The organism is Rikenella sp., assembly GCF_056799795.1.
The window spans coordinates 13,328-39,477 of the sequence record NZ_JBQIQO010000010.1; the positions used below are offsets into that span (position 1 = coordinate 13,328).

Sequence of the window (26,150 nt, forward strand, 5' to 3'; positions counted from 1 at the left end):
CCACAAACTATCGATTAAACACAAAGCAAAAAAGATGACGGTACGGATTGTCCCACCGGTCGAAACATCCGCTCAGGAACCGATTACCCTGTCTCTCAAAAAGAGGCTCAGTAGCCACTCCTCCACCGCTGACCGCAAAAAATGGAACAATACACTCGGGGAGTTCGCCTTTAATATACCGGAGAATCGATTCTCGAACGATCACGCAAACCGGCTTCAATGCAGTATTCGTCACAGCCGACGATCGAAAGTCCCCTTTGTACCCCGAAACACGAGCTCACGGATCGATCGGGCCGAAAAAAAGATGACCAAAATACCCTAATAAAAATGAACAGTTTAAAAATCGAAAGACAAAACGGCAACGTACCTAAAAGCGTAGCAGGCGAAGACCACGTATCGGGATTCATTGCTTATTTGGCCGAAGCGGAAATTCCCGACGGCTTCAAGACAGAACACGTACAGGCCGTTTCCACCATCAACACCGCCGAAAAGCTGGGCATTACCGACACGGCTAACAGCTGGAGCGTGAAAGTGTTGCATTATCAACTGTCGGAGATATTCCGCATCAATCCGAGCATCTCGCTGTATGTCGGGATCTTCACAAAACCGACCGACTACAAATTCACCGAAATCAAAACGGTACAAAACTTCGCCAACGGTCGCATCCGACAAATGGCCCTCTGGTGCGGCGACAAGGCTTTCGACGCAGATGATCTGACCGCAATTCAAGGTGTGGCCGATGCGCTCGATGCAGAAAACGCTCCGCTTTCCATCCTGTACGCTCCACAGGTAACAGCGATCGGCGAACTGCCCACAAACGTAGCCGGCGCCAATCAGTACCGAACCAGCGTAGTGATCGCACAGGCCGGGAGCGGGATCGCAGCGGAACTCTATGCCGCCGAAGCCAATCAAACAGCCAAAGCCTCCGTTTCGGCCGTCGGGGTCGTATTGGGGCTGGTATCCGCAGCGGCCGTGCATCAATCAATCGGCTGGGTCAAAAACTTCCCCACGGGCATCAATGTTCCGGCCTTCAGCGATGGCACGCTCTATCGCGATATCGACAAGGCGCTTATCGAACAACTGGACGCCGGACGCTATCTGTTTTTCGTCACCCATGTGGGACAGGCAGGCAGCTATATGAACGACAGCCACACGATGGACAGCGCCATCAGCGACTACGCCATGATCGAAAACGTTCGGACGATGGATAAAGCCGTGCGCGGCATCCGTACCTATCTGGTTCCCGAACTGGGCGGTAATATCTATGTGGACGCCGAAACCGGCAAAATGCAGGCTTACAGCATCAGCCATTTGGAAACGACGGCCAACAAAGCGCTCGAAGACATGGAAAAAGCAGGTGAACTTTCGGGTTATCGCGTAGAGATCGACCCCGATCAGAATATCCTGAGCACCAGCGAGGTGGAGATCATCATCCGACAGGTAGCCGTTGGCGTGATGCGCAAAATCAAAGTTAAAATCGGCTTCGCACAAACCGCATAATTACTCATCTGCCGCAAAAAACGCCGTTCGGTGCGAACCGAGCGGCGCCGATTGCGGTACAAACTCGAAAATCAATGGCAACGAATAACACCAACAACGGACTCCCGTTAATCAACGGCACACTTTACTCTTGGGCCGACATCGTAGCAACCATCAACGGCGTACCCCTGAACGGCATCACCAGCATCGAATACAGCGACAGCCAGGAGGTGGTGAACAAGTACGGCGCAGGTCGCCATCCCGTGGGGCGAGCCAAAGGACGCATCACCTCAACGGCGAAAATCACCCTTTACCAGGAAGAGGTCGAATCCATGCAAGAACAGGCTCCGAACGGCCGAATCCAAGATCTCCCGCCTTTCGACATCACCGTCACCTACCTGCCCGAAAGCGGAACGGTCAAAGCAGACAAAATCCGAAACGTCCAGTTCTCGGGTAACAGCCGCAAATGGAAAGAAGGCGATACCGGACAAGAGGTAGAGCTCGAACTGATCCCCTCGCACATCGAATGGGCCCAATAACCCGCAAACACACAACCAGAACAACCATCTTACAATAACAAATGGAAAACAACGAGAAGAGACAGCCCCAGGGAAGAACCTGCGACGGAGGTATAACCGAAGAACAGATCAACAAATGGAAAGCCACATTGGGCCGCGTGATCCGGATTGATGTGACGGACGGAGACGACCTGCACGTAGCCTATTTCAAACGCCCGTCGATCGAGACCATGTCGGCCGTCACGAAAGTGGGGAAAAACGACGAAGTGAAGAGCGCCGCCGTACTGTACGACAACTGTTTCCTGGGCGGCGACACCGAGATCCGCGAAGACGCGCTGCTGTTCATGGCAGCGACGGCACAGCTCGGCAAGCTCTTCAACTCCTGCCTCGGTAGCCTAAAAAACTTGTAGAGGCGCACCTGCTTTCGGAAGACGACGGCAAGGACGGTTTTCCGAAAGGGTGCGCCTTGATCCGCGCGAACCTCGGTCTCGACCCTACGACGGCCGATTATGAAGAGTGGGCAACGCAGTATGCCGCCGCATTATGGTTAGAGCAGTACCGAATCCGAAACCTGGCCACCTTGTTGTCGAGTTTACTGGGAAGTTCGGGCGGCCCTTAGCCGCCCGAATCTTTTCATACGCCCCCAAACGCGCGACCGAATCAGCGTAAAACAACCACCCGACCATGCAAAATTTCGAATACAATTTCCACATCAGCGGCAATTTCACCCTCGCGATGGACGCAATGACCGAAAGCGCAGACCGGTTCCAAACCGCCGCCGAAGGTACATACGGCTGGATGGAGAAACTGCGCCGGGCAACTGCGTTCCTGAACACGGCCAGCGACTCTGTCGGCAAATTCAACAACTCGCTAAAAAGCCTTACCTCTTCGGGCGTGGAACTCGATCGCCGAATACACGAACTCGGAGTCGTTTCGGGCGTGACGAGCGAAAAGCTGGAAAAGATCGAAAGTTATGCCCGCACCACGGCCAAAACTTTCGGTATCGACGCTGCACAAGCTGTCAAAAATTATCAGTCCTTGCTCACGCAACTCTCCCCCGAACTGGCCGAGATTCCCGAAGCCCTGCAAACCATGGGAAACTGCGTCGCAACCACCGGTAAACTGATGGGAGGCAACAGCGCTGCGGCTGTCGAGGTATTAACCACCGCCATGAATCAGTACGGAGTCAGCCTGGACAATCCCATACAAGCCGCCGACGAGATGACGCGCATGATGAATACCATGGCGGCAGCCAGTCAAGCGGGTTCGGCTTCGCTTCCCTCTATTCAGGCCGCATTGCGACAATGCGGAACCGCTGCAAAAACCGCAGGCATCAGCTTCGAAGAGACGAATGCGGCCATTTTGATGCTCGACCGGGTCGGCCAGAAAGGAGCGGCAGGCGGCAGCGCCCTACAAGCCGTGCTCTCCGCCCTCTCCTCCGCTCGTTTTCTACCGGCCGAAACACTGGGTGAGCTTGAAAAAGCAGGTATTCACGTGGGCACATTGACCGACCGAACCATCCCCTTAAAAGAACGACTGGAGTCTCTCCAGCCGTTATTGACCCACAATAGCCTGCTGACCGACATCTTCGGTCGCGAGCATGCCGACACCGCCCGCACGCTGATCGAAGGAACGACCGGATTACAACAATTCACCGATGCTGTGACCGGCACTTCGACAGCCGAAGAACAAGCGGCCGCCATTATGGAGAGCTACGCTGAACGTCAGGCGCGCATCAATCAAAGAATCGATGATTGCCGGATCAGCCTATTTCAAGTCACGAGCGACTTCGGACTCTGGATATCCACCATCACCGGGATACTCACTCCGATTTCGCAACTCATACAACTGATCTCCGGCATGGGCGACCTGATGAAGTGGGTTAAAAACCTGGACTGGGCGACCGTGTGGTCGAATATCAAACACTTCATCCAGGCATCGCGCCTGCAAGTGGCCTTGATGAACCGCGAGCTGGTCACGGGTCAATTCGAATCCAACGGATTTTTGATCAACATGGGCCGCGCAACACTGGCAGTCCTTCGATTCGCCACTGTCGGCATTTTCCAGGCGCTCAAGGGCTTAGGTGCATTATTAGTATCATTCGTTACGAGCGGTGCGACTTCGGCCACCTTTGCCGGCATCGCCTCCACCTCGTTCGGAGCATTCAAATTGTCGGCCGTGACGGCCTGCCGTTCCGTCGGCGTAGCCATCATGAATATCCCGCTACTGGGATGGATCGCTGCCGCCATCGCCGCTCTGGTCGCCTTAGGGCTCTACTTCTGGAAAACATCGGCCAAATTCCGGGCCACACTGAAAGGTCTCGGAGCCGCTTTCGTCGCCGTATTCAAAGGGATCTGGGAATTGGCCAAAAACCTCTTCGGATCGATCGGCGATCTGCTCAAAGCGGCATTTTCCTTCGACGGAGACGGGATCAAAAAGGCGCTCAACCAAATGAAAGGCGGTTTTTCGGAGTTCGGCTCCAGTGTGGGCAAAGCGTTCAACGAAGCTTACGAAGCCGAAATGACGGCCAGCAAAAAGGCTGAAGAGGAAAAAAAGAAAAAAGAAGAAGCCGAAAAACAAGGAGAAGAATTCGACCCGGACAGCCTGACCAAACTGCCCGAGGGAATTGTTCCGCCTATTTTGCCGAACGATCCGACAGGAGGAAGCCTCGGCACCGTGGGTGGAATAAATAATAACGGCGGAACCGGGGGAGGAATCAAAAACATAACCGTTCATGTAGACAAACTCGTAGAACGTTTCGAGATCCGGACGACCAACATGTCGGAAGATTTAAGCAAAGTCAAAGAACTCGTCAGCGAAACGCTGCTGTCCGCTCTGAACGACGTAAACTTAGCCATCTAAAAAGCATGAAACCGATCCTTTTTAAGTTTCCGACCGCCCATCCGGCTGGATCACAAAAGAGCTTACCCGCTCGAACCATCCCCTTCCACATGGAGCCGGGAAGTCCCATAACCGACAAAAATTACTGGAGGGATCGCTACGTATTTTGCGAATTGACCCTACGCAAGGAGGACGGACAGACACTGGTACTGAACGACGCGATATGTGCCGTCAGCCGGGCGAAAAATATCGTCACCACTCAAGTCGTGGGCATGAACGGCACGGTGAAAGAATATATCAATGACGGCGACTATCAAATCGAAATCGTCATCGGAGTAGCGGCCATGCGCGACGGCATCCTGGTGGACGAATATCCGCAAGAAGAATTAAGCAAGTTGCGCGCTTTTTTCGACGAAAAAGCGTCCCTGAGCGTTCACAGTCTCTTTCTGGAATTATTCGAGATCAACCGCATCGTCGTCAAGAACTTTTCCGTGTCGCAAGACACCGCCAGCAATTACCAGAGCGTAAGCATCTCGGCTCTAAGCGACAACGATTACAACGTATACTGCACGGAATATTAAACGACCATGTACAGACTGACAGCGAAAGTAGAAATCAGAGGGGCCAAGTGCTGGCAGCTCGACAAAATCACGGAACTCGAAATTACCCGCGATACGGAAAAACTGACGGACGAATGCCGTCTGACGCTCCCCCAAAAAATCAAATGGGATAACGAGACCGAAATCCCGATCCAACGCGGCGATACCATCCAAATTTGGTTAGGCTACAACGATGATCTACAACCGGCCTTCACCGGTTACGTGCGCGATGTGGGAGCCCGCACACCCGTTGTCATCACGTGCGAAGACGAAATGTTCCGTCTGAAACAGATACGAACGCAAAAAAAAAGCTATCGAAACGTCACGCTCGACACCCTATTGCGAGATCAAAATCTGCCCTGTCCCATCGAGGTAATGGGTGAACACCATCTCGGCCAATATCGCGTGACGGCCGAAAACATAGCAGAACTCTTGGGGCACCTTCAAGAAAACGGCATCCGCAGTTTCTTTTGCTACGAAGACGAGCGGGCCGTGCTCTACAGCGGCATTCTTTTTGAGCGGGACAACCGACCGACACAAGTTTTCGCTACGGGCACGAACATCATCGACGACCAGAATCTCGAACAGCAAAAAGCCGAGAACATGCGTCTGCGAATCGAAGCGATCAGTCTGATGCCGAACAATCGAAAGCTCAAAGTCGAAGTAGGCGACGAGGATGGCGACCGCCGCACCCTGCACGCCTATAACCTGAAAGAAAAAGAGTTGAAAACATGGGCGGAACAAGAGATGAAACGCCTGAAACGCGACGGTCTGACAGGCCATTTCACGACCTTCGGATACAAATTAGTGGATAAACTGGACGTCATCGGCCTCAAAACGGACGGCAAAAGGCAGGGAGTGTACCAAGTGAAAAAAAACATAATCAAATACGGCACGAACGGTTTCCGCCAAGAAATCACGCTCGGCCCGCGAATAGGAGAATGAACGACATCAATAACATCCGAGAAGCCGTGAGACGGTTGGCTCAGGGAGGCCGCCGGACAACGAGCCTGATCTGTACGGTAGATGCCGTAGACCGGGCGGCCCGTACCGTAGACTGCACACCGATAGACGAAAGCGCTCCGTTGCTGGGCGTCAATCTCCAGGCCAATCAGGAGAGCCGACTGGGCCTCGTAGCTTTCCCCAAAGTGGGCAGTTTCGTAGTCGTAGGATTCGTCGCCGAAGGCTCGGCAGGCGTCGTACTGCTCACCGACGAAGTGGAAAGCATCGAGATGACCATCAGCGAACAGAGCGCTCGCATCACGGCCGACGAAAACAGCGTGTGCATACGCATGGGCAACGACACTTGTGCGGAATTGACCTCCGAAGGCATTACATTGAACGGCGGCGGTTTCGGGGGCACCATCAAGGCAGAACAGCTGACCGCACGTCTCAATGCCATCGAAAACGACCTCAACCAGTTAAAAAAGATTTTTGCAGAATGGACACCCAGTCCCCAAGATGGCGGAGCTACTTTATTCGTAAGATCTGTTATCTGGAGTACATCCCCTTTGAGACTGACTCAACGGACGGATTATGAAAACGAAAAAGTAAAACACGGATGAACGGCATACTGATAGATACGGAAAGCGGCGACCTGCTCATCGAGCACGGCCGCGTCATGATCGGCGACACCAACAGCCAAATCGCCGAAAGCGTACTCGTAACCCTGCGCGGCGAATGGAAAGAGTGGCCTCTGATCGGCGGCGAAGTCGAAAAGGCACTCGGCGGACAGGTAGACGTCATGTGGCGCGGAGAGGTCAAAAAAATGCTGCACGCATGCGGACTCGATGTCCGTCAGATACACATTTCAGAAGATAATACGATCACGGTGGAATAATGGAAGTAAAGGTAAAAGAGCGGCAAAGCCTGCTCGACATAGCTCTTCAGACCTCGGGCGGAATGGCAGCCGCATGGGGCCTGGCCGCAATCAACGACACAAGCCTGACAGCAGTCTTATCAGACGATCTCCCCCTACGAACCGCCCCGGTGGAGCACCCCTACACCGTCAATCGCTACCACGTAGAAAAGATATACCCCGCCACAGCCTTGAGCCGCGAGGAAGAGACCGCCCTGACACAAGAAGGAATTCACTTTATGGGTATTGAAATCGACTTTATAGTAAGCTAAAAAAGATGGCAAGAACAATCGCAGAAATCAAAGAGAGCATCACAACGGACTTCATGCGTAACGAAGATGTAGCAGCCCTCTATGGATTCGCACCCGGCGACGCCTTTACCACACATTTCAGCCGAGTGAGCATCGAGAACCTGTTTTTCTACATCGTCGCCTGCGCGACATGGGTACTGGAACTACTGTTCGATCGACACCGGACAGATATCGAAAATCGAATCGATACCATTATGCCCCACCGCCCGAAATGGTACCGAGACAAAACGCTGGCCTTTATGCAGAACCGGCTCCTGCTGCCCGATACGGATCGCTACGACACGGCAGGTATGGACGAAAACGAGATCGAAGCCGCCCGAGTCGTCAAATTCGCAGCAGCCATGGAGAACACCGACTCCTCCTTGCTTACCATCAAAGTAGCCGGCGAAAAAGAAGGAGTCCGACAGCCGCTGGACGCCGATACGGAGAAACAACTCGCAGCCTATATCGCTGAAACCAAAGATGCCGGCGTCCGGATCAATCTCGTGAATCGAAGCGCCGACATCTTCCACTGCAAAGTCGACATCTATTATGATCCGATATTGCTATCCGAAGAGGTCGAAAACAGATGCCGCGAAGCCATTCGGAACTATGTCGAGAACCTCCCGTTCAACGGCGAATACACCCATATGGCCCTCGTAGACGAATTGCAAAAGGTCGAAGGCACGCGCATCGTTGAATTGATCTCCGCTTCGGCCGAGGGAAGCGACGATAGCGTACCTATCGTCATCGACACCCGTTTTACTCCTTCTGCGGGTTACTTTACGGCAGGGGAGATCATCTTAAACATGCAGTCTTACAAATGAGCGTTTATGACCTCCGAATAAAACGCTTTGCCCTATTGCTACTGCCGATCAGATGGCGCAAACCTCTGATAGCAGCCTGGGTACAAAGCTCCGTACAGGCGATCAACGTATTGTACGGCCAATTTATGCAATGGCGCGCCGACATCGAATACCGTCTCGAACACAACGGCCAAGTATGCTACCTGCGCTCCGTACTGAACGACCTGTTCGACCCGATCGAACGACGCATCACCATTACGGACGAAGTCGAAGAGCAGGCTGACCAAACCTGGTATCAACGCCACACCGAGACAACACGTCTGCTGCCGATGCGAGAGACGAGACGTCCTTTGATTATCGAACGGCGAGGCTTCGGCGGAATCAACGGATTCGATTTTTGGATAAACATTCCGCTCTCGCTATACGCCACGATCGAACTTTCGCGATTGCGCGCCATTGTCTCCACCTACAAATTAGCATCAAAAAGATTTTCGATAAACTACACGGAAGGATGAAACAAACGATAGGACGGTTCCTCCTGCAACCGAACAAAAATTTCCCGGTCGATTGCGAGACGCTCGACGCCCTGCAAACCAATATCGCACTTCTGCAGGTACTCGGCAACCTGGCCGGAGACAAATCCATTTTATCGGGGTGCGAACCGGAACTCAATAATACTCGTCGCCGAGCAGGCTATGTTTTTCTGAAAACGAACGATTTTCCGGAAGGCGAAGTCATTTACTGGGAAGGCGGAAATATCGCCGGAGGCATGTATGTGCATCAAGAGATTATTCCGGTCACGGCACAAGGTTACGAATTTCCCCAGGCATACACTGTGCGTTCGCTCAAACCCGGCATCGGCAGTGAAAACTATGATTGGGCCGATTTCCATGCAGTCAAAACGCCCCCAGAACTGGAAGCGGAAATCCGCCGACAAGATATCGCCATCGAAAAGCTCGCTCCACCGCCTCTAGGTATCGTTCAACTATGGAGCGGTAAAACTGTCCCGAAGGGCTACGAACTCTGCGAAGGCCAGCAATTGAAAATAACCGACTATCCGGAGTTGTACCAAGCACTCGGCACCACATTTAACAATGCCTATAACGCAACAGGTTTACGTTATGCCACCTCCAACGGTTATTTCCGTCTGCCGGATTTGCGAGGACGTTTCGTAGTCGGTTACAACCCGAACGACGCGGATTACAATACTTTCGGGAATATAGGAGGTGAGAAACAACACACTCTCACCTCGACAGAAATGCCGTCCCATACCCATCAGGTGAAAGACTATTATTTCTCCGAAAATTATGATGAAAAGGGACGCGATGATCGAGAACGCTTCGACGATGCAGCGATCGGTTCGAAAAAGACCGACCACGACAACCATTATTTATACTACCTGCGACACCACACTGAATCAACCGGCAACAATGCCGCACACGAGAATCGGCCACCGTACTACGTACTGGCTTACATCATGCGCGTAAAATAAACGATCTACAAAATGGCAACACAAGGCAGAGCATTATTAAAGTCATGGTTCAAACGCGGTCTGTATCCGAAAGCCGAACATTTTGCGGATTGGATCGACAGTTTTTGGCACAAAGAAGAAGATCAGCTTCCGATCGACACGGTCGAAAACCTTCCGAACCTGCTGAATGAGAAATATTCCCGAACAGACGGTGAAGAATTAGAGCACCGACATGACCTACTCGATGCAGATTTTTCAAGACACCAAACCGAAAATGCCTACGAATTTTCAGTCATCAACGAAGACATCGAGGAGTTGGAAGCCGCCGACGAACAATTTCGTACCGACTTGGAGACCCTTCGTACCGACTTCGAAACCGCCGACCGAGCCCTACTCACCACCCTCCGCGACGGAGCGGATGAAGGCTATGACACCTTGCGCAAACTCCAAACCTGCATCGAAACAATCAACCAGGCGATCAGCGGCACGGAAACACCGGACGTCATCGACACCCTGAACGAGGCACTCGCGTTCATTCGGGAACACCAAAACGAGATCGAGTCTCTGACAACCGCATACCTCAAAAAAACAGCGATTGCCGACGACCTGGCCACAGACGATGCGACACGAGTCCTCTCGGCACGACAAGGAGCGGAATTGCTCCGCCAAATCAACGAACGAGCCGCCGCTACCGATCTGGCTACACACATATCGGACACGGCCCGACACATCACAGAAGAGGAACGAACAGCCTGGCATGCCAAATTAGACGCCTCCCATTATACCGCTGAAGATGTACTGGCCAAACTACTGACAGTAGATGGCAGCGAGTCGGACTTAGCCGCCGACACAGTGGACGGCATCCACCTCTGGAAAGGCACGGAGGAAGCCTACGAAGCACTGGAAACGAAGGATGAAAACACACTCTATATCGTACAGTAATGCTGATATTCGGAAATAAGAAAATACGATTATTCATTGGTTCGACGCCAACGAAAGCGGCCTATATAGGTTCCAAACGAGTCTATCCGAACTTCTCGCTGTCTGTCACCGAGTCGCTGGCCTTTGCCGCAGCTGGAGGAACGCAGACCTTACAGGTCGATTGCACCGAGGGAGCGGAATGGACGATCACCGACTTACCGGACGGATGGACGGCATCGACTTTAGGCGGAAACGGGTCGGCAGAGGTCATCATCACGGCACCGAACAACACGACGACCGATCCGATCGACGGTAAAATCACGGTCACGCAGGGCGAGATAACGGGAACCTGTACACTGACACAGGAAGCGGGAACGAAAATCTACGGCGAATGGAAAAACGTGTCGCTGGAGACAGAGAATGCCGTCACCTCCTTCCCGGCCGGCGGAGGAACGGCCAAAATCTATATGGTCGTTCGCCGCGAATGGACTTGGAACGAGGTCCCCGGCAGCGGCGGAGAAGAAACGAGCAAGTCACAGCCGTCCGATGTCATCGTCTCGGACTCCATAGCTTCCGTCAGTGCGGACGTACTTACCGTCGGATCGCTCAGTACGACTTTCAAGGCGACGACAACCATCCGGATAGAAGCGGGAACGAACTCGGACACCGAGGCCGACCATCGCAAGACCCTCCTCATTCATCAGGCAGCCAACTATGTAACGGAAGCCCGAGCCCTGAAAACCCGCACGCTGACTTATCCTGTCATCGGAGCCGGAGGAGGTACGTCTGCCCCACAATGGGATAGTTATCCGACCGACGCGGCAGTGGATACCCTGTGGGGATTCACCTGGGCTTCAGGTACGGCGGGCACCTGGAGCCAGGCCAAACTCGGTGGGTCGAATGCACAAACCGGGATGTCGTTCCGATGGAACGGAGCGGCGGGAAACTTCACCGCTCTTTTGAGCGACGGTATCGTGACAGCCTCCTCCAAAGGAACAGTTGTCAGCAACGGAACTTCCGGCCCGACGGTAACGGCTACCCAGACCTGCGCCTTTACCAATCACGCAGATTACGGCGGCACACAGGTAAGTTGGGATACGACGGCTACGGGCACACCGACACAAGCTCCGAACTTCATCCTCCAACTTAACCAAACACCCGGATCATTGTCTTACGAATCCGTACCTTACACCGGAGGACGATCGAATCCGAAGACTACTTACCAAGCTGGATGGCACTTCAAGTTCAGTTCAGAATCCACTACGGAGAACAACTCTGTTCCAGAAGGATATGGTACACAAACCATTCACAACACATGGTCCGGCAGTGCTACCGGAGCTACGGTTGGAGCCACGTGGGGCGAAGTAGTCTGGTCACAGAACAATTCGACCAGCTCTCGTTCCATTACCATAACCAGAAAGGTTTATGTCACCCTAACCCCAAACACATCGAACTATCCGGGGGCACCGACCGTAGCGTCCAATACACAGACCTACATCGGAACATGTTCACAGGCAGGCATGACTACAAACTTCGATTTCCGGTACACTCCTTCGAATAAGGCGTCAAAATATCCGCGGTTCTCCGTGAACGGAGGCCCCGGAGAAGAACTCGGCAGAGCCATCGGAGGGACAGCAACCCCCATACATATGCATTCGTATGAGAAAGCGATAAAAAAGGTACTGGGATCAACGACATCCTACCTCAATGGAGAACCCGAAATGACATATACCGGAGACGCAGGAGCTTACGTCGGTGCCGGATATAACGCCGGTTGGAACAATTCTTGCGCACTGGGATTCATTATGATGCAACAGGGCAATTTTCTAAACAAATACCCGTATAAATATGTCACCTTGTCATTTTCGGTGAAAGGATCGGGTTTCACGCTCTCGGGTATCGCGCTGTTCGAGAAAAACTATGGCGACTACGAGGCGGCGGGATACACCTGGTACACGCAGGCGGACACCTCCTCCCCCTATGCCCTCTCTGCTGCCGAAACGCGGACAATGCAACAACTGGCAGAAAACGGGGTGATCACAACCGGAGATGATCCAAAGCTGGCCGAAGTCGATTTCGAAGCGCTGGCAAAAAAAATCAATGCGCTCCGACAACCGGATACGGACACGTATGTCCAAAACGAAGATGGAACGTGGACAATGATACCCCAAGAAAAGGAAAACGATGAAGCAAGAACTGAATGACTAACCAACAACGTATGATCGTACCTTCAGCCAGTAAGTAACCGCTCAAACGAACATTATCGATCCACAAAGCATCGGGGGAGAACTTCTTGAGAGTTCTCCCCCGATGCCATAAATAACGCCCCCTCCGCCAGCCACCGTTAATCGAATCCGAGCTCCAGCCCGTCCACATACAGCACACTGCCCGAGCCCCCGCAGAAATCGCCGCCCCAGCGGCTCGAGGTCGCGACAAGAACGACATGCGTCGGCTTATCGGCCACATTTTTATACTGGATATCGATCTTGAACGGCGTGTACTTATCGACCGTCTGGTCGGTATAGAATTCGCCGCATCCCAGCACGCTCGCATCGGACAGCGTCGGCACGCCGGTTCCCAACGGCCGCTCCGCAGCACCGCCCCAGTTTTCCAAACTGATGTAAATATGACACTGATCCGGATCTCCGATCTTGGCTTTGAGCTCCGGCAACTTGTCGTCCGCCGCAATGTCGATCGTCGCGGAGGTGTACTGGAACCATCCCGAAAGCGACGTCGGCCGCCCGGTATAAGGTCTCCCGAACTTCGGACACTTCCGCATGGCCGGCAATGTCGTCGGCAGTCCGTTCATCACGAAATCGCCGACAAACAGGTTTCCGGCAGCGATCTTAGCAATCGGTATCCCACCGAGGGTGACCAACTTCGCCGCCTTGCCCGTCCCGTTCACCGTCACATCGCTGGGTGTCGTATTCGAAGGCTTGTTCGACATCGTCACCCCTTTGTTCCCCGTCGCCCAATAAGAGTTCGCCGCATCTGCATACGGATACCAGGTCGTTTTATCGAGCGTCCACTGGTCGAGACTCAGGTTAGGTATTTCCGGCATTCCATCGGTCGTAAAAGCCACCGGATCGCCGTAATTGTCGCCGATCACGCCCCGCACTTCGTAGTTCGTAGCCGGTTGCAGGCCCGTCGCCTTGCCGGAGAACGAGGTGCCGTCGACTTCGACGTCCGCCACGGCGCTCCACGCATCGTCGCCCGCCCCCGCCGGCCGCACCTGAAAACCGCACTCGCCGGCCGAGGTCAGCCCCTGGGCCGAGAAGTAGGCGAACTTGGCCCACGGATTCACCGACAGATCCAGAATGTACTGTTTCGACTGCTCGACGGCCACCACCCACTCCTGGGTAATATCGAAGAATTTCACGATAAAGTGCTGCGGAAAGGTGAAGTCGTGAATCGTCCGCACGTCGACATTTTCGACCAGTGTCCCGTCCGGCGCCTTCCAGGCCATGGTGGCATTCGACGGCCCCAGTTTGAGCTCCTGTATGTCGATTTCGGTCAGCGGCACGCTCTCGGGCACCGAAGCCCCCACACTGCACCGCGTCACGCTGAACCTCGCTTCGCCGATCTGCTGCTCGGGCGAGAGACGGAACACGCGCTCGATATTCTGCGTGGCCCGCAACGTCCACAGGTAGTCCTGATAGGTAATCACCGTGAAGGTATACGGGTCGGTCTCGATCGACGGGATGACATACTGTTCGCCGCCCTGCGTCAGGTCGAGGTAGTAGGAGTCGAGGGTGTCGAGCTCCTGAAAGGTCATATTATCGATGATCCGCGCCTCTGGCGTAATGCGGAAGTCTTCCAGATAAACATGCCTCAGGTCTACGGTATCGGCCAGCACGAGGTCGATCGTCCGGGCAGTGTTGTCCAGCGTCAAAGACTCGGCGCCGCGTATCTCCATCGAGGTCACGTTTCCGGGCACGACTTCGTAGGGAATATCGTTTTTGATACATCCGACGGCCAGCAAAGCGGCCGCGCAGCCCGCGCCGAACCGTCGAATCCAGATGGTTGTCTGTCTGTTTTTCATCATCGCCACTGAAAAAGCGCGCAGAAAAAAGAGAATCCCCCCTCTACAAGTAGAAGGTCATCCCCAGCGCAATGGAGAAAATATCGATCTTGAAATTGGCCCCGCTGGTCTGTCGCGAACCATGATAGATCTGATTGGTAATCTGCTCGGTACGTTTGTACTGGAAGCCGAGCACGCCGATGGTCGCTTCGACCGACGAGTAGTCGTTGATAAAGACGGAGACGCCGGGCGAAAAGACCAGCCCGAGCTGGTAAATTTTGGTATAGGTACCGCTCATATCGTCCCCTTTGCCATTGATGGTCTTCCCCTGTCCCCCGCCGAGCTGGAGTTTGAGGTCGTTGATCAAGGCGAATCTCCTGCTGTTCCCCAGGTTGATAAAGTTGCGCAGGAACAAGGTTCCGGTATAGATATGCTCGATGTTGTAGTAATCCTCGAGGTCGAAACTGAGGTCGCTGAGGGACAAGCTGACTTTGTCGATCTGCAACATGGTGCGTTCATAGGTAAACGCCAACCCCGCAGCCCAGTTATTGGCGAACGAGTAACCTGCCATCGGCCTGACGGCAAAGGTGTATCCCCTGCTGGAGAAGTCCTTGAGCAGGCCGAACATCTTGAAATCGTCGTTATTGTGCTGGGTATAGGAGACGTTTCCGCCGAAGAACCACATGCCTTTGGGCATGAATGTCTGCATGGTGATCCCGCGGTCGAACTTCTCCCGCGCAGCGACCTGTCCGTCGAGCATCCCGCAAACGGCCACCAAGGCTGCCACCAACACGTATATTTTTTTTCTCATTTCATTTTTTCTACAGTATGGCCCCTTTCTCCAAGAATACGCATCATCATACCGTCAATCACCGACCGCAGCCAACCGATCCGGTTCCCAAATCAGCTCGAAATCGTCGATATAAAGTGTACTCCCCTCACCTCCGCAAAAATCGTCGCTTAAATAGCTGCATGTAGCCCCCATCACGATATGATCCGGTTGCCGACCGAGCATATCTTCCGCATACCGGATTCGAAACTCGAACGGTACATAGCCGTTATTGTCTGCCACCGTCGGCGTTTTCCCCGATAAAAGTTCTCCATATCCGACCACCACCCGATTGTCCGGTCGCGACGTAACACCGTTCCCCCACACTTCCAAACTGACATAGATGCGGCATTTATCCTCCTGTCCGATCAATTCCGGGAATTTGCCGTCGATATCCCGATCGATCGTTTTCGGAATATACCGGTACCAGCCTTTCAATGCCAACGGACGTGCGGTATAAGGCTGCCCATAGTGCACCAATGCCCGTTGTGCATTCGTATTGGTCGGCGCACTTTTAATCGGCCCGAAAGTCCCGCTGAAAATCGTTCCGGAAGCCAAACTATTGACATTAGCTTTGCTGACAAAATACGATGTCAGCCACAATGCCGTCCCGGTACGCGCTTCACTACCCGTAACTGGCAAGGTAACATTCTTGTTCAACCCTATCCCCATCAGGGTGAACTTTCCGCCCGGATTCCCCGTCGCCCAGAATCGTTCCGCCCCTGGAATATTCGGATCATACACATCATTCGCCCCATCAAAAGAGCCATAAGAGCCACCCTCGAAATCCAGATTAGGCACCTCAATGAACACATCCGTCACAAAAGTCCCGACGCTGCCCGGCACGAGGCCGTCGCCGATCGGTCTGAACTCATACCTGGTCGACGGAGTCAGACCGGTCAGCAAGCCCACGAAGCTCTTCGCCGCGGCATCGACGCTCACCGCCGCCCCCTGCACCGTCACCCAGGCTCCGTCTCCCGCCCCCGCCGGCCGGTACTCGAATCCGAGCCCCGCCGGCTGAGCCGTCCCGAGCCATTTCGCCCGCACGTAGGCATACTTAGCCCCTACCCCCGGCACGCCGTTCACCAATTCGGAAGCCAGCGCCCCGTCGGTCGAGAAGTCGCGCGCCACGGAGAGGACGATCCGCTGTTTCACCATCTGGTTGTCGTCGTCGTAGATTTCGAGCTCCACCGGGTACAACCCTTCCGGCAATAACCGCCCCGCATGCTCCCCCTCTTTCCCCGTCGCGGTATTGATGAGTTCCGAGAAGTCGACCCACGTACTCGTCCGCCCAACCACCGAACCCGGTTCCCAATCCACAATCCCCAGCATCTCCGTCCGCTGCGCCTCGTCGGTCGCGGCATCGTTCCCCCCGCCCAGGGTAATCATCCCCGGCAACCCGTATGTCAGCAACACCGCCGCATCTTCGTGCCGGATCCGAAGCCGCCGTATCCCGGCTGCGGCCGAGATGTCGAGCCGGCCATTCCCACCCCGCACATCGACGTTGGTCATGATCGGTTCGCGCACATTCCCTCCGTCCGCTCTGGTCACCACCGGCACCGGCCGGGTCTCCTCTTTCAATTCGAGCGGGAATTCGTACTCCGCGGCATCCGTCCGCACCGAAAGCCGGAACATCGCTCCCCCGTCCGAAACGCTCCCCACCGGGTTCATCCGCACGCGGAAGCGATAGAAATCCGCCCCCTCGGCATCGGCGATCGTCCGCACGTAGACCTGTCTCCGATCCGGCTCCTGGCGGTTGATCGCCCGGAAAATCAAGACGAACCGCCCCCGTTCCGTCTGGTTGATCCACCCCTCTTGTCCGGCATCCACCTCGGCCTGCGTAAAGGTCAAGGTATCGCGCCCCGTATATTCCCACGTGGGCTTAATCGTCAAGCTATACTCGGTGAAATTGTCCCGAATGGCCTGCTCGAACTCTTCGACTTTGACCTTGACGTTGATCAGCTTACAAGTCATCAGCACCGGCGTATTCCTCCCCGCCACGACCGTCACCGTCTGCCGTCCGCCATAGCGCGGCCTGCCGAACCGCTCTCCGCTCCCGTTCTTGCCGTTGTCCGCCGCGTGAACCGTGTAAATCCCCTCTGCCAGCCGAATCGACGCTACGGTGCGGTGGTCGTTATAATGCGCCACCGTATCCCCCGCTTCGTTCACGATATCGAGGGCATAGCCCGCATCGGTCGCCGCCGCGCTCACAGCCCCTTTCACGGTGAGTTCTTCGTTCCGCTCGAACGCCAGCGAAAGCGTTCCCTCGCCCGCCCCCAGCGGACTGCGGTTGCACCCCGCGAGGCAGCAGCCTCCGAGCAGGAGAAGCAGCCCGCTCCGAAAGAACCGGTTCGCTATATGTCTGATTTGCGTAGTCATACGCCGAAAATATTCCGTTAATACTCCGAAAAGCCGCATACGGATCGCTTCAGTCTCCCCCGCCCCGAACTATTCGGTCAGCTTAATCGCCAGCGTGGCCTCTTTGACCTTCCCGGCCTTATCGACCATCTTCAGGCCGAACTTGTGCACGGCCGCTCCGTTGGTCGCCGGATCGGCCACACTCCCGAGCAGCCCCATCAGTCCGCCCACCGAGAAGGTGTGCGAAGTCTTTCCCTTGATCGGCACGGCCGGATCGAGAATTCCGATATCCGGATTGGCGAACATATCGACCCACCCGGCCTCACTGGCCGCCGGGGGATTGGCGATGTCGAACGGTTTTCCGTTTTCCAACCCGAGCACCGGCAGCAATTCGGCCAAAGCATCCGACTGAATGGTCACATACAGCTGGTCGATCCCCTCCGGGGCGTCGAATCGCACGTCAATCAGGTTATTATCCGCCATCGAAACGGTCAGTTGATCCGTAATGACGAAAGGCGATCCGTTGAAATTAGCTCCGACGATGTCGAATTTCCCGGACGATCCTTCGTTACCGCCTTCATTTTCCCAGTTGTCGTTATTGGGCCCTCCGTCGATAATGGCATCGCCGTCCGGAATCTCGACGCGGTGTTCCGAGTCGACGGTGCTGTAATCCACCGTCACCGATGCCGAGAGTTGTCCGCTCTGCTGATACCCGACGCGCACTTTGCGCCACTCCATCGCCTTGACTCCCTCGATAATCTTCACTTGTCCCTCTCCGTCGCCGAGCGGTTTGCCGTCCTCTTTCCGTATGCCGGTCACTTTGACGTACAACTTTCCGTCATCCGGCACTTTGAAGTACCCGGCGCGCGTCTCGCCCACCGGGAACGGCAGTTCGGCATACCTGAGCTGCGCGGTCGCCGGATCGGTGTAGTCGATATAGACCGCGGCCGACGGATTGTCGACTTTTTCGAGAAATTCCTTGTCGTACTCGACGGTGACTTTGACGTTGGCCAGCCGACACACCAGGTCGACGGTAGTCAGTTCCGAGATCCGGACGGTAAAGTCTTTCACCCCGTAGTAGTACGGTGTCTCCCACTCGGCCAGCGGTTCGACCGCCAGGCTGGCTGCTTCGAGTTTGTATTTCCCGGAGGGCATAGTAACCATCTCGCCTTCGACTTCGGCAAAGGTTTTCCAGCGGTATTCCTGCCCGGTGAGGTTGTTTTTCACCACGCTCTGCCCTTTATAGTCGAGCACGGCCACGCGGAACGTCGAGATATCCGGCACTTTCGTCACCCCGTCTCCCTTGGTTCCTCCGGCGGCATCCGCCACGATAAAATCCCCCTCCCGATCCAGCGACGCCACGCTGAGCGTTCCCGTCCGCCCGCCGTTTTCTTCCTTCTGGGCATAAGGGTCTTTGGCCGAGATGCAGGAGGAGAGCCCCACACCCATACCCCATACCACCGTCGCTACGATGGTCAAAGTCCGCAGTTTCTTATGTATTCCGTATGTTTTCATATCCATATCGTTTTACTTTCTTACTTTTTATCACAGCCTACTCGAAGTCGTAGCCTAAGGTCACACGATCGATCACCAAGACATTCCCGATATGCGGGTCGCCATTCCGCATCATGGTATAATCTGGGCCGCCATTCGGCGTTCCCACGCTTTCCCAACGCACGTCAGAGCTGAAGAAGAGTTTGAGAACCGCCGCCGGTTTATCCAATACCGTATAGTCGATCTCGAGCGTGCGGTTGGTCATATTGGTCACCGCGGCGCCATTGTTCCACACCACCCCGCCTATCTTCGTCCCATCCGTCGCATAGACCTCTGCCCGAACCAAAAACTCTTTCGGAGAACCATCCGTCGAAGGGGTAAACGTATACTGGAAATTCAGCGTAGCCGGCCGCGATGCGAAAGCGGCCCCGGTTTCCGCAACAGTTTCTCCTCCATTATAACGTTCATACGGGAAATTATTCGTTCGTTTCGTAACTCGGTCCATTCCCATAAAAGTTCCGGTCTTTTCATACCACACGTATTCTCGCTGTTCCTGTACCAACAAAAGCGGATCGAAACCGTATGTTCCCAGATATAAAATCGCCGCACTGACATTCCTCACGGCAGCCCCCTGTGCAATCGTCCCCCCCTTACCAGCAGGGCCGAGCGCATAAATTTCCCCCGGATTTTCCGTGACATTATTGGAGTAAGACCCCTGCCCCCATCCCGTCGTCCGGAGCTGTACGGCCTTGCGATTATAATCCCCCGGACTGGGCACCAGCAACGTTCCGTTATTGGCCGACACTTCCGACCATGCGACCGTCCCGCTCCCCGTATTCGGATCGGTACTCAATGCCCGTTGCGAAGTGGTCAACGCATTCCGGGTCGCCCATCCCGCCGGCGGAGCCTGTACGGTCACTCCCAACGCCGTAGTAGCCGCAGCCTCGTTCCACCCCGCCGCAAAACTCCCGTCCGCACCGATCCCCGGCACTGACAATTTCCGTTCGGTTGTCCAAACCGGCTGAACAGGCGAGACCGCCCGCTCATTGGCCAGCACCCGGAACTCATACTCCGTAGCAGCCTGCAGGCCGCGCAATTCGTACTGTGCCGCATAAAAACCGCTTGCATCCGGAGCCCCACCGTTCAGCGCCGTCACGATCACATCGCCGTTCGTTCCCTCCTCCGTATCGATCCATTTCTGAGACGACGTCTTCCGATACTGCACCATAGGATGAGTTCCCGTATTCAGATCATAATTGGCCTGCACAGTAAAGAACGCACGAGTGGCCCAAATATTTCCCGTCTCGATATCGATGAATTTGACCGTCGGCACCCTGACTTCGGCCTTCACCGCACACGGGTGATCCACATCCGGCTGCTGGTCGTAGTTATCCGTCACGGCGAACGAAAAGTCGTAAACCGCCGCCGAACCATCCTCCCGAGCCCGCATCGCGCCGCTGAAATCGACCCACACCGAAGTGGCGATCGCCGCATCCTCCGGCGAGTTCAACCCCGCACTCCAGACAAAGCCCGCCTCCCTGAGCGCCCGCCGCAACGGAGCCTCCTCCGGCAGCGAAGCCAGATCGATCTCCGATTTCCCCTCCAAAGCCGCCCCCAGCTTCGTCCCCAGCACGCCCGCAGGCCCGTCTTCGAGCCGAATCACGAACGACGACACTCCGCCCTGCGCCTCCGCCGCCACGCTCCACTTCGCCACCGACCCCTCGAACACGCTCTGCGACACCCCGGAAACGAATCCCGTCGGCGCGATCGTCGGCTTATCTTTCGGCAGGAAGTACTTCGGCACTTCGACCCAAACCTCCTTGTCCGGATTCATCGCATCGTCCGTCGTGATGATAATCCCCGACACATTCCCCTGATCCGACGCCACCCTCAACTTAAGGGTATAGGCATCCGCAGCCTGCGCCTTGGCCAGCGGCGCCGGCGAGAAGACCAGCCGCCGTCCCTCCCGGGTCACCAGATTGAACCGCATGCGCACGCTCCCCGGTTCGAAAAATCCGCACCGGGTCTCGCCGTCGACAAATCGCAGCGAGTCTTTCCCCACCGTGCGAATGTCCACCGAATAGCTTTGGTAAAAGAAGTCGAAATTCGAATCGAACTCGACCGAAATCTTGACGGTGGCCAGACGCGCCACCAGATTGATATGCAGATCGTCTTTCGCCTTGATGACGAATTTCTCCTCCGCGCGATATATATAGGTATCGAAATCCGGCACCCGTGCCCCCGCCGGTCGATATTCCGCCACCACTTTATAGGCCCCCGGCGTAAACCTCAACACCGACGGCACGTCGTCGAACGACGCCCACCGGGCCAGCGTATCCTCATGGGTATTAATTACGTATACCGCGAGGTCCTTGTGCGGATCGATCTGCGGCATCGCCGTCCGCGAAACGACCTGTTCATTTTCCGAGTGATCCACCCCGAGCGAAAGCCGCACTTCGGCATCGCCGTTCAAACCGAACGGCGCATCTCCCCGCCGCGCGCATCCCGTGGCGAGCATCCCCGCGCACAGCAACAGCCCGAGCAGTCCTCCGCGGAAAACCGTTCCGGCCGTCACCGACCGTCTCCACACGAGTTTCCATCCGTTCATCTGTCAAAATTTGGTGACACAAATCCCCCTCCGCAGACCACCTCACAATGACAAAGGTACACCATTTTTCGAATCGTGCAACACTCCGGGCTGCAAAATATGCACAAACAACCCGTTTATATCCAAAGAATTAACCGCCGGACACTCCGCAGAAAAGCCCAACCGTAACCGGTCATTTCTTCAGATTTACCGACATTTATCCTCTCCCGCGCAGCTCCCGCACGCTCCGTCGCACCCGCCCGGCAGGTCGAATTTCCGCCCGAGCCGTTCGGCCTCCTCGCGCCGGATCTGGGCCGACGCGCACTCGATCCCCCGCCGCCGCATCTCGCGGTTGCTTCCCACGTCGCTCTCCAGGTCGTGCCCCTTGCGGATCAGCGTAATCGACAGTCCGAGCACGAAAAGCCCCACGGCCACTACAGCAATAGCTATGATAATCAACAGATTCGACATCGTTCCGAAAGATTTGAAAACTTCCCGCCCCCGAGGCGGAACGTCTAACAAAAATAGTGCTTTTTTCGCTACCTTTGCGAGGGTTTCATCTCTTGTTTATCATGAAGATACTGATCGCCGGAGCGGGCGAAGTGGGGAGCCACCTCGTGAAGATGCTCAGCAACGAATACCACGACATCACGATCATCGACGAAGACGAGAAGCGGCTCGACGAGCTGGCCTCGTTGTCGGACGTGCTGACGATCGAGGGCGACGTCACCTCGTTCGAGACCCTGACCCGGGGCGAGGTGCAGCGGTGCGACCTCTTTATGGCCGTGGGGCCCGAGGAGAACACCAACATCCTCTCGGCGGCGATCGCCAAGCAGCTCGGAGCGCGCAAGTCGATCGCCCGCATCGACAACGACGAATACCTGAGGCCCAACAATAAAGAGGTCTTCATCAACATGGGGATCGACTACCTCTTCTATCCGGAGAAGGCGGCGGCACAGGAGGTGATTACGCTACTGGGGCACTCCTCCACTTCGGAGTACGTCGATTTTTCGGGCGGCAAACTTTCGCTGGTGGTTTTCCGGCTCGACACCTCGTCGCCGCTGATCGGCCGTTCGCTGATCGAGATCACGCGCGACCGCGAAAACCTGGAATACCGCACGGTGGCGATTTCGCGCGCGGGCCGGACGATCATCCCGCGCGGCGAGGACGTTTTCGAAGAGGGCGACATGGTTTACGTCATTTCGGGACGCGCCTCGGTGAAGGAGGTGACGGCCTTTTCGGGCAAACCGAACATCGACGTGAAGAACCTGATGATTCTGGGCGGTTCGCGCATCGGGCGGCGCATCGCCAAGGCGCTCCAGAACGAAATCGACATCAAACTGGTGGACTACAACCCCGAGAAGGCTTACAAACTGGCCGAGATGCTCGACAACACGCTGGTGATCGCCGAAGACGGGCGCAAGAGCGAGGTGATGATCGAAGAGGGGCTGGACAAGATGGACGCCTTCGTGGCGCTCACGGGGCGGGCCGAGACCAACATCCTGGCCGCCATGCTGGCCCAGCGGATGGGGGTCAAGAAGGTGATCGCGGAGGTCGAGAACATGAACTACATCTCGCTGGCCGAGAGCATCGGCATCGACACCATCATCAACAAGAAGCTGATTACGGCGAGTTCGATCTTCCGGTTCACGATGAACACGGACGTGCAGGCGATCAAGTGCCTCAACGGATGCGATGCGGAGGTGCTGGAGTTCATTGTCAAACCGAACAGCCCGGCGACCAAGGGGCGGATCAAACACATCAACTTTCCGCGCGAGGCGATCGTCGGCGGGATCGTGCGGGGCGACAAGGCGATGATCGCCACGGGGAACGCCGAGATTCAGGCCTACGACCGGGTGGTGGTTTTCGCCCTGCCGAGCGCCATCAGCAAAGTGGGAAGTTTCTTCGGATAATCTGTACGCACCATGAAACCGATCAAAACCATTTTCCTATCCGTACTGTTCGCCGGGAGTCTGGCGTCGCGGGCGCAGTCTCCCGTTCTTTGGCACGACCCGCTGGCCGGTGTCGGAACGGCAGAGGTCGATTATATCCACGGGCGGGGTTTTGCACAGAAGGACTACACGCGCCTGCCGGAGTCGGCCGGACGGGTTGTGCGGGAGGCGGCGTGGTCTCTCTCGCGGAACAGCGCCGGGCTCTCGGTCGTGTTCACGACCGACTCGCCGGAGATTACGGTGCAATACGAAGTGACGGAAGCGCACGCGATGCCGCACATGCCGGCGACCGGGGTGAGCGGCGTCGACCTCTACAACGACCGGGGCGAACGGTGCTGGGGGAGCTATTCGTTCGGCAATCCGATCGTTTACACCTACCGGGAGCTGCCGGACACGACGGGCACAGGGATGACTTATACGCTCTACCTGCCGCTCTACAATACCGTGCGGAAGCTGAAGATCGGCGTGCGGGAGGGCTCGGCATTCGAATTCGTGCCGAGGGAGCCGCAGCCGCCGATCGTCGTTTACGGGACTTCGATCGCACAGGGAGCTTGCGCGTCGCGGCCGGGGATGGCCTGGACGAACCTGCTGCACAGGATGACGGGGCGGCCGGTGGTGAACCTCGGTTTTTCGGGGAACGGAAAACTCGAACCGGCGGTGATCGACTACGTGGCTTCGGTTCCGGCGGCGTTGTACGTGGTGGACTGCATGCCAAACATGTATGTGCCGGAGGATAGCATCTACACCTTGGTGACGAACGCCGTGCGGCAGTTCCGGCAGGCACGGCCGGAGGTGCCGATTCTGCTCGTCGAACACCCGGGTTATGCCAACCGACAGACCAACGCCGCGAAACGCGCAGACGACGAGCGGGCGGATCGGGCGCAGCGGCGCGCTTTCGCCGACCTGCGCAGGGAGGGGATCGACGGGCTGTACTACCTCTCGCGCCGCGACCTTCGGATGCCGGCGGACGGGATGGTGGACTACATCCACCCGTCGGACTACGGCATGGAGGCCTATGCACGGGCTTACCACCGCGCGGTGGAGAAAATTCTGAAACGCAAATCCCGCTAACCTATGAAAACGACGACCAGCCTGACACTCCTCGGCGCATGGGCGACACTGGGCCTCCTCTCCTGTGCGCCGAAAACGTCCTATACGACAGTAGACGGCTTTACTCAGGGAAGCACTTATCATATCGTCTACCACGATCCGCAAGGCCGCGACCTGCGGTCGAACATCGAAGAGCTATTGGAGGATTTCGACAACTCGATGTCGGTCTACAACCCGAGCTCGCTGCTGACGCGGCTCAACGAGAACGACACCTCGGCCCGGCCGGACCGCTGGATCGCGGAGTGCCTCGCCATCGCCCGCCGGATCAGCGACGACACCCGGGGGGCTTTCGACGTGACGCTGCGTCCGCTGATCGCCGCCTACCGCATCGGGACGGAGGAGACCCCGCACCTGCTGTCGCAACGGGAGATCGACTCGATCCGGGTCTTCACCGGCTACGGCAAGGTGAAGATCGAGGAGGGGCGCCTCGTGAAGACCGACCCGCGACTGGCCCTGGACTTCAACGCGATTGCGCAGGGCTATTCGTCGGACTTGGTGGGCGAACTCTTCGACTCGCTCGGCATCCGGGACTACATGGTGGAGATCGGCGGCGAAATCCTCTGCCGCGGCGAGAGCCCGCGCGGCGGGGATTGGCGCATCGGGATCGACCGGCCGGTGGAGGGCAACATGGTGCCGGGCGAAGACTTGCAAACCATCCTGCGGCTCACGGACGCCGGGCTGGTGACCTCGGGCAACTACCGCAAATTCGCCTTCGACGAGAACGGCAACAAAGTGACCCACACGATCGACCCGCAGACCCTGCGGCCGACAGTGCACAACCTGCTGTCGGCGACCATCATCGCGCCGACCTCGGCCATCGCGGACGGCTATGCGACGGCCTGTATGGTGCTGGGGCTGGAGGAGAGCAAGAAGCTGCTGGCGCGGCATCGCGAACTGGAAGGCTACTTGATTTACGGCCGGTCGGACGGCTCGATGGGGGTCTACATGACGCCGAACATCGAAAAACGAGTGACCCGATAGTCCGCGCCTCTCCTCTGTCAAAGCGTTATCCACCT

23 protein-coding genes are annotated in these 26,150 nt (G+C 56.1%); 17 read left to right on the plus strand and 6 right to left on the minus strand.

Going from position 1 to position 26,150, the window contains the following annotated elements; genetic code table 11:
• The first annotated feature begins 327 nt into the window (after positions 1-327).
• The 14 genes from ACTO3O_RS04050 to ACTO3O_RS04115 all read left to right on the plus strand — a co-directional run bounded on the left by ACTO3O_RS04050 (position 328) and on the right by ACTO3O_RS04115 (position 12,987).
• Entirely contained in the window at positions 328-1,500 is a 1,173-nt protein-coding gene (locus tag ACTO3O_RS04050; RefSeq protein WP_297829826.1) for a DUF2586 family protein, read from the plus strand.
• A 74-nt stretch (positions 1,501-1,574) separates the two neighbouring features.
• Positions 1,575-2,018: a hypothetical protein gene (locus ACTO3O_RS04055; RefSeq protein ID WP_294591558.1), complete on the plus strand. Its 444-nt coding sequence runs from the start codon at positions 1,575-1,577 to the stop codon at positions 2,016-2,018.
• Positions 2,019-2,059: 41 nt separating this feature from the next.
• The gene (locus ACTO3O_RS04060; protein ID WP_297829828.1) at positions 2,060-2,407 is read left to right on the plus strand and encodes a hypothetical protein; all 348 of its coding nucleotides are present in this window, start codon (positions 2,060-2,062) and stop codon (positions 2,405-2,407) included.
• A gap of 274 nt (positions 2,408-2,681) precedes the next feature.
• The gene (locus ACTO3O_RS04065; RefSeq protein WP_297829830.1) at positions 2,682-4,859 is read left to right on the plus strand and encodes a phage tail tape measure protein; all 2,178 of its coding nucleotides are present in this window, start codon (positions 2,682-2,684) and stop codon (positions 4,857-4,859) included.
• A 5-nt stretch (positions 4,860-4,864) separates the two neighbouring features.
• Positions 4,865-5,419, plus strand: coding sequence for a DUF6046 domain-containing protein (locus tag ACTO3O_RS04070; protein WP_297829832.1), 555 nt, complete (start codon positions 4,865-4,867; stop codon positions 5,417-5,419).
• 6 nt (positions 5,420-5,425) lie between these two features.
• On the plus strand, positions 5,426-6,382 hold the full coding sequence (locus tag ACTO3O_RS04075) for a hypothetical protein (RefSeq protein WP_297829834.1): 957 nt from the start codon (positions 5,426-5,428) through the stop codon (positions 6,380-6,382).
• Positions 6,379-7,002, plus strand: a complete 624-nt coding sequence (locus ACTO3O_RS04080) for a hypothetical protein (protein WP_294591568.1) — start codon at positions 6,379-6,381, stop codon at positions 7,000-7,002. Before ACTO3O_RS04075 ends, ACTO3O_RS04080 begins: the two co-directional genes overlap by 4 nt.
• Positions 6,999-7,277, plus strand: a complete 279-nt coding sequence (locus tag ACTO3O_RS04085) for a hypothetical protein (RefSeq protein ID WP_297829836.1) — start codon at positions 6,999-7,001, stop codon at positions 7,275-7,277. Before ACTO3O_RS04080 ends, ACTO3O_RS04085 begins: the two co-directional genes overlap by 4 nt.
• On the plus strand, positions 7,277-7,567 hold the full coding sequence (locus tag ACTO3O_RS04090; protein ID WP_294591572.1) for a hypothetical protein: 291 nt from the start codon (positions 7,277-7,279) through the stop codon (positions 7,565-7,567). The genes ACTO3O_RS04085 and ACTO3O_RS04090 overlap by 1 nt, the downstream gene beginning before the upstream one ends.
• A 5-nt stretch (positions 7,568-7,572) precedes the next feature.
• Positions 7,573-8,412, plus strand: a complete 840-nt coding sequence (locus ACTO3O_RS04095; protein WP_297829838.1) for a hypothetical protein — start codon at positions 7,573-7,575, stop codon at positions 8,410-8,412.
• 125 nt (positions 8,413-8,537) lie between these two features.
• Positions 8,538-8,906: a hypothetical protein gene (locus ACTO3O_RS04100; RefSeq protein WP_297829840.1), complete on the plus strand. Its 369-nt coding sequence runs from the start codon at positions 8,538-8,540 to the stop codon at positions 8,904-8,906.
• A complete protein-coding gene (locus ACTO3O_RS04105; protein WP_297829842.1) occupies positions 8,903-9,883 on the plus strand; it encodes a tail fiber protein in 981 nt (326 codons plus the stop codon). The genes ACTO3O_RS04100 and ACTO3O_RS04105 overlap by 4 nt, the downstream gene beginning before the upstream one ends.
• 12 nt (positions 9,884-9,895) lie before the next feature.
• Positions 9,896-10,804, plus strand: a complete 909-nt coding sequence (locus tag ACTO3O_RS04110; protein ID WP_297829844.1) for a phage upper tail fiber protein — start codon at positions 9,896-9,898, stop codon at positions 10,802-10,804.
• Positions 10,804-12,987 carry a BACON domain-containing protein gene (locus tag ACTO3O_RS04115; RefSeq protein WP_297829846.1) on the plus strand — a complete coding sequence of 728 codons (2,184 nt, stop codon included), beginning with the start codon at positions 10,804-10,806 and terminating at the stop codon, positions 12,985-12,987. Before ACTO3O_RS04110 ends, ACTO3O_RS04115 begins: the two co-directional genes overlap by 1 nt.
• Positions 12,988-13,127: 140 nt before the next feature.
• Here ACTO3O_RS04115 and ACTO3O_RS04120 read toward each other — a convergent pair whose 3' ends face one another.
• From ACTO3O_RS04120 to ACTO3O_RS04145, 6 genes are all read right to left on the minus strand, one after another.
• The gene (locus tag ACTO3O_RS04120) at positions 13,128-14,828 is read right to left on the minus strand and encodes a PCMD domain-containing protein (protein WP_297829848.1); all 1,701 of its coding nucleotides are present in this window, start codon (positions 14,826-14,828) and stop codon (positions 13,128-13,130) included.
• A 40-nt stretch (positions 14,829-14,868) separates the two neighbouring features.
• Complete coding sequence (locus tag ACTO3O_RS04125; protein ID WP_297829850.1) at positions 14,869-15,615, minus strand: hypothetical protein; 747 nt, start codon at positions 15,613-15,615, stop codon at positions 14,869-14,871.
• A 54-nt stretch (positions 15,616-15,669) separates the two neighbouring features.
• Positions 15,670-18,012, minus strand: coding sequence for a PCMD domain-containing protein (locus tag ACTO3O_RS04130; RefSeq protein WP_297829852.1), 2,343 nt, complete (start codon positions 18,010-18,012; stop codon positions 15,670-15,672).
• Between the two features lie 69 nt (positions 18,013-18,081).
• On the minus strand, positions 18,082-19,506 hold the full coding sequence (locus ACTO3O_RS04135; protein WP_297829854.1) for a DUF4493 domain-containing protein: 1,425 nt from the start codon (positions 19,504-19,506) through the stop codon (positions 18,082-18,084).
• 37 nt (positions 19,507-19,543) lie between these two features.
• Positions 19,544-22,093: a DUF4493 domain-containing protein gene (locus tag ACTO3O_RS04140; protein ID WP_297829856.1), complete on the minus strand. Its 2,550-nt coding sequence runs from the start codon at positions 22,091-22,093 to the stop codon at positions 19,544-19,546.
• Positions 22,094-22,279: 186 nt separating this feature from the next.
• Positions 22,280-22,543, minus strand: a complete 264-nt coding sequence (locus tag ACTO3O_RS04145; protein ID WP_297829858.1) for a hypothetical protein — start codon at positions 22,541-22,543, stop codon at positions 22,280-22,282.
• Positions 22,544-22,644: 101 nt separating this feature from the next.
• Between ACTO3O_RS04145 and trkA the strand changes: the two genes are divergently transcribed.
• Genes trkA through ACTO3O_RS04160 form a run of 3 tightly spaced genes read left to right on the plus strand, consistent with a single transcriptional unit; the run spans position 22,645 to position 26,115 of the window.
• Positions 22,645-23,985, plus strand: coding sequence for a Trk system potassium transporter TrkA (trkA, locus tag ACTO3O_RS04150; RefSeq protein ID WP_294591595.1), 1,341 nt, complete (start codon positions 22,645-22,647; stop codon positions 23,983-23,985).
• A 12-nt stretch (positions 23,986-23,997) separates the two neighbouring features.
• Positions 23,998-25,095 carry an SGNH/GDSL hydrolase family protein gene (locus ACTO3O_RS04155; RefSeq protein ID WP_297829860.1) on the plus strand — a complete coding sequence of 366 codons (1,098 nt, stop codon included), beginning with the start codon at positions 23,998-24,000 and terminating at the stop codon, positions 25,093-25,095.
• A gap of 3 nt (positions 25,096-25,098) precedes the next feature.
• A complete protein-coding gene (locus ACTO3O_RS04160) occupies positions 25,099-26,115 on the plus strand; it encodes an FAD:protein FMN transferase (RefSeq protein ID WP_297829863.1) in 1,017 nt (338 codons plus the stop codon).
• Positions 26,116-26,150 lie beyond the last annotated feature (35 nt).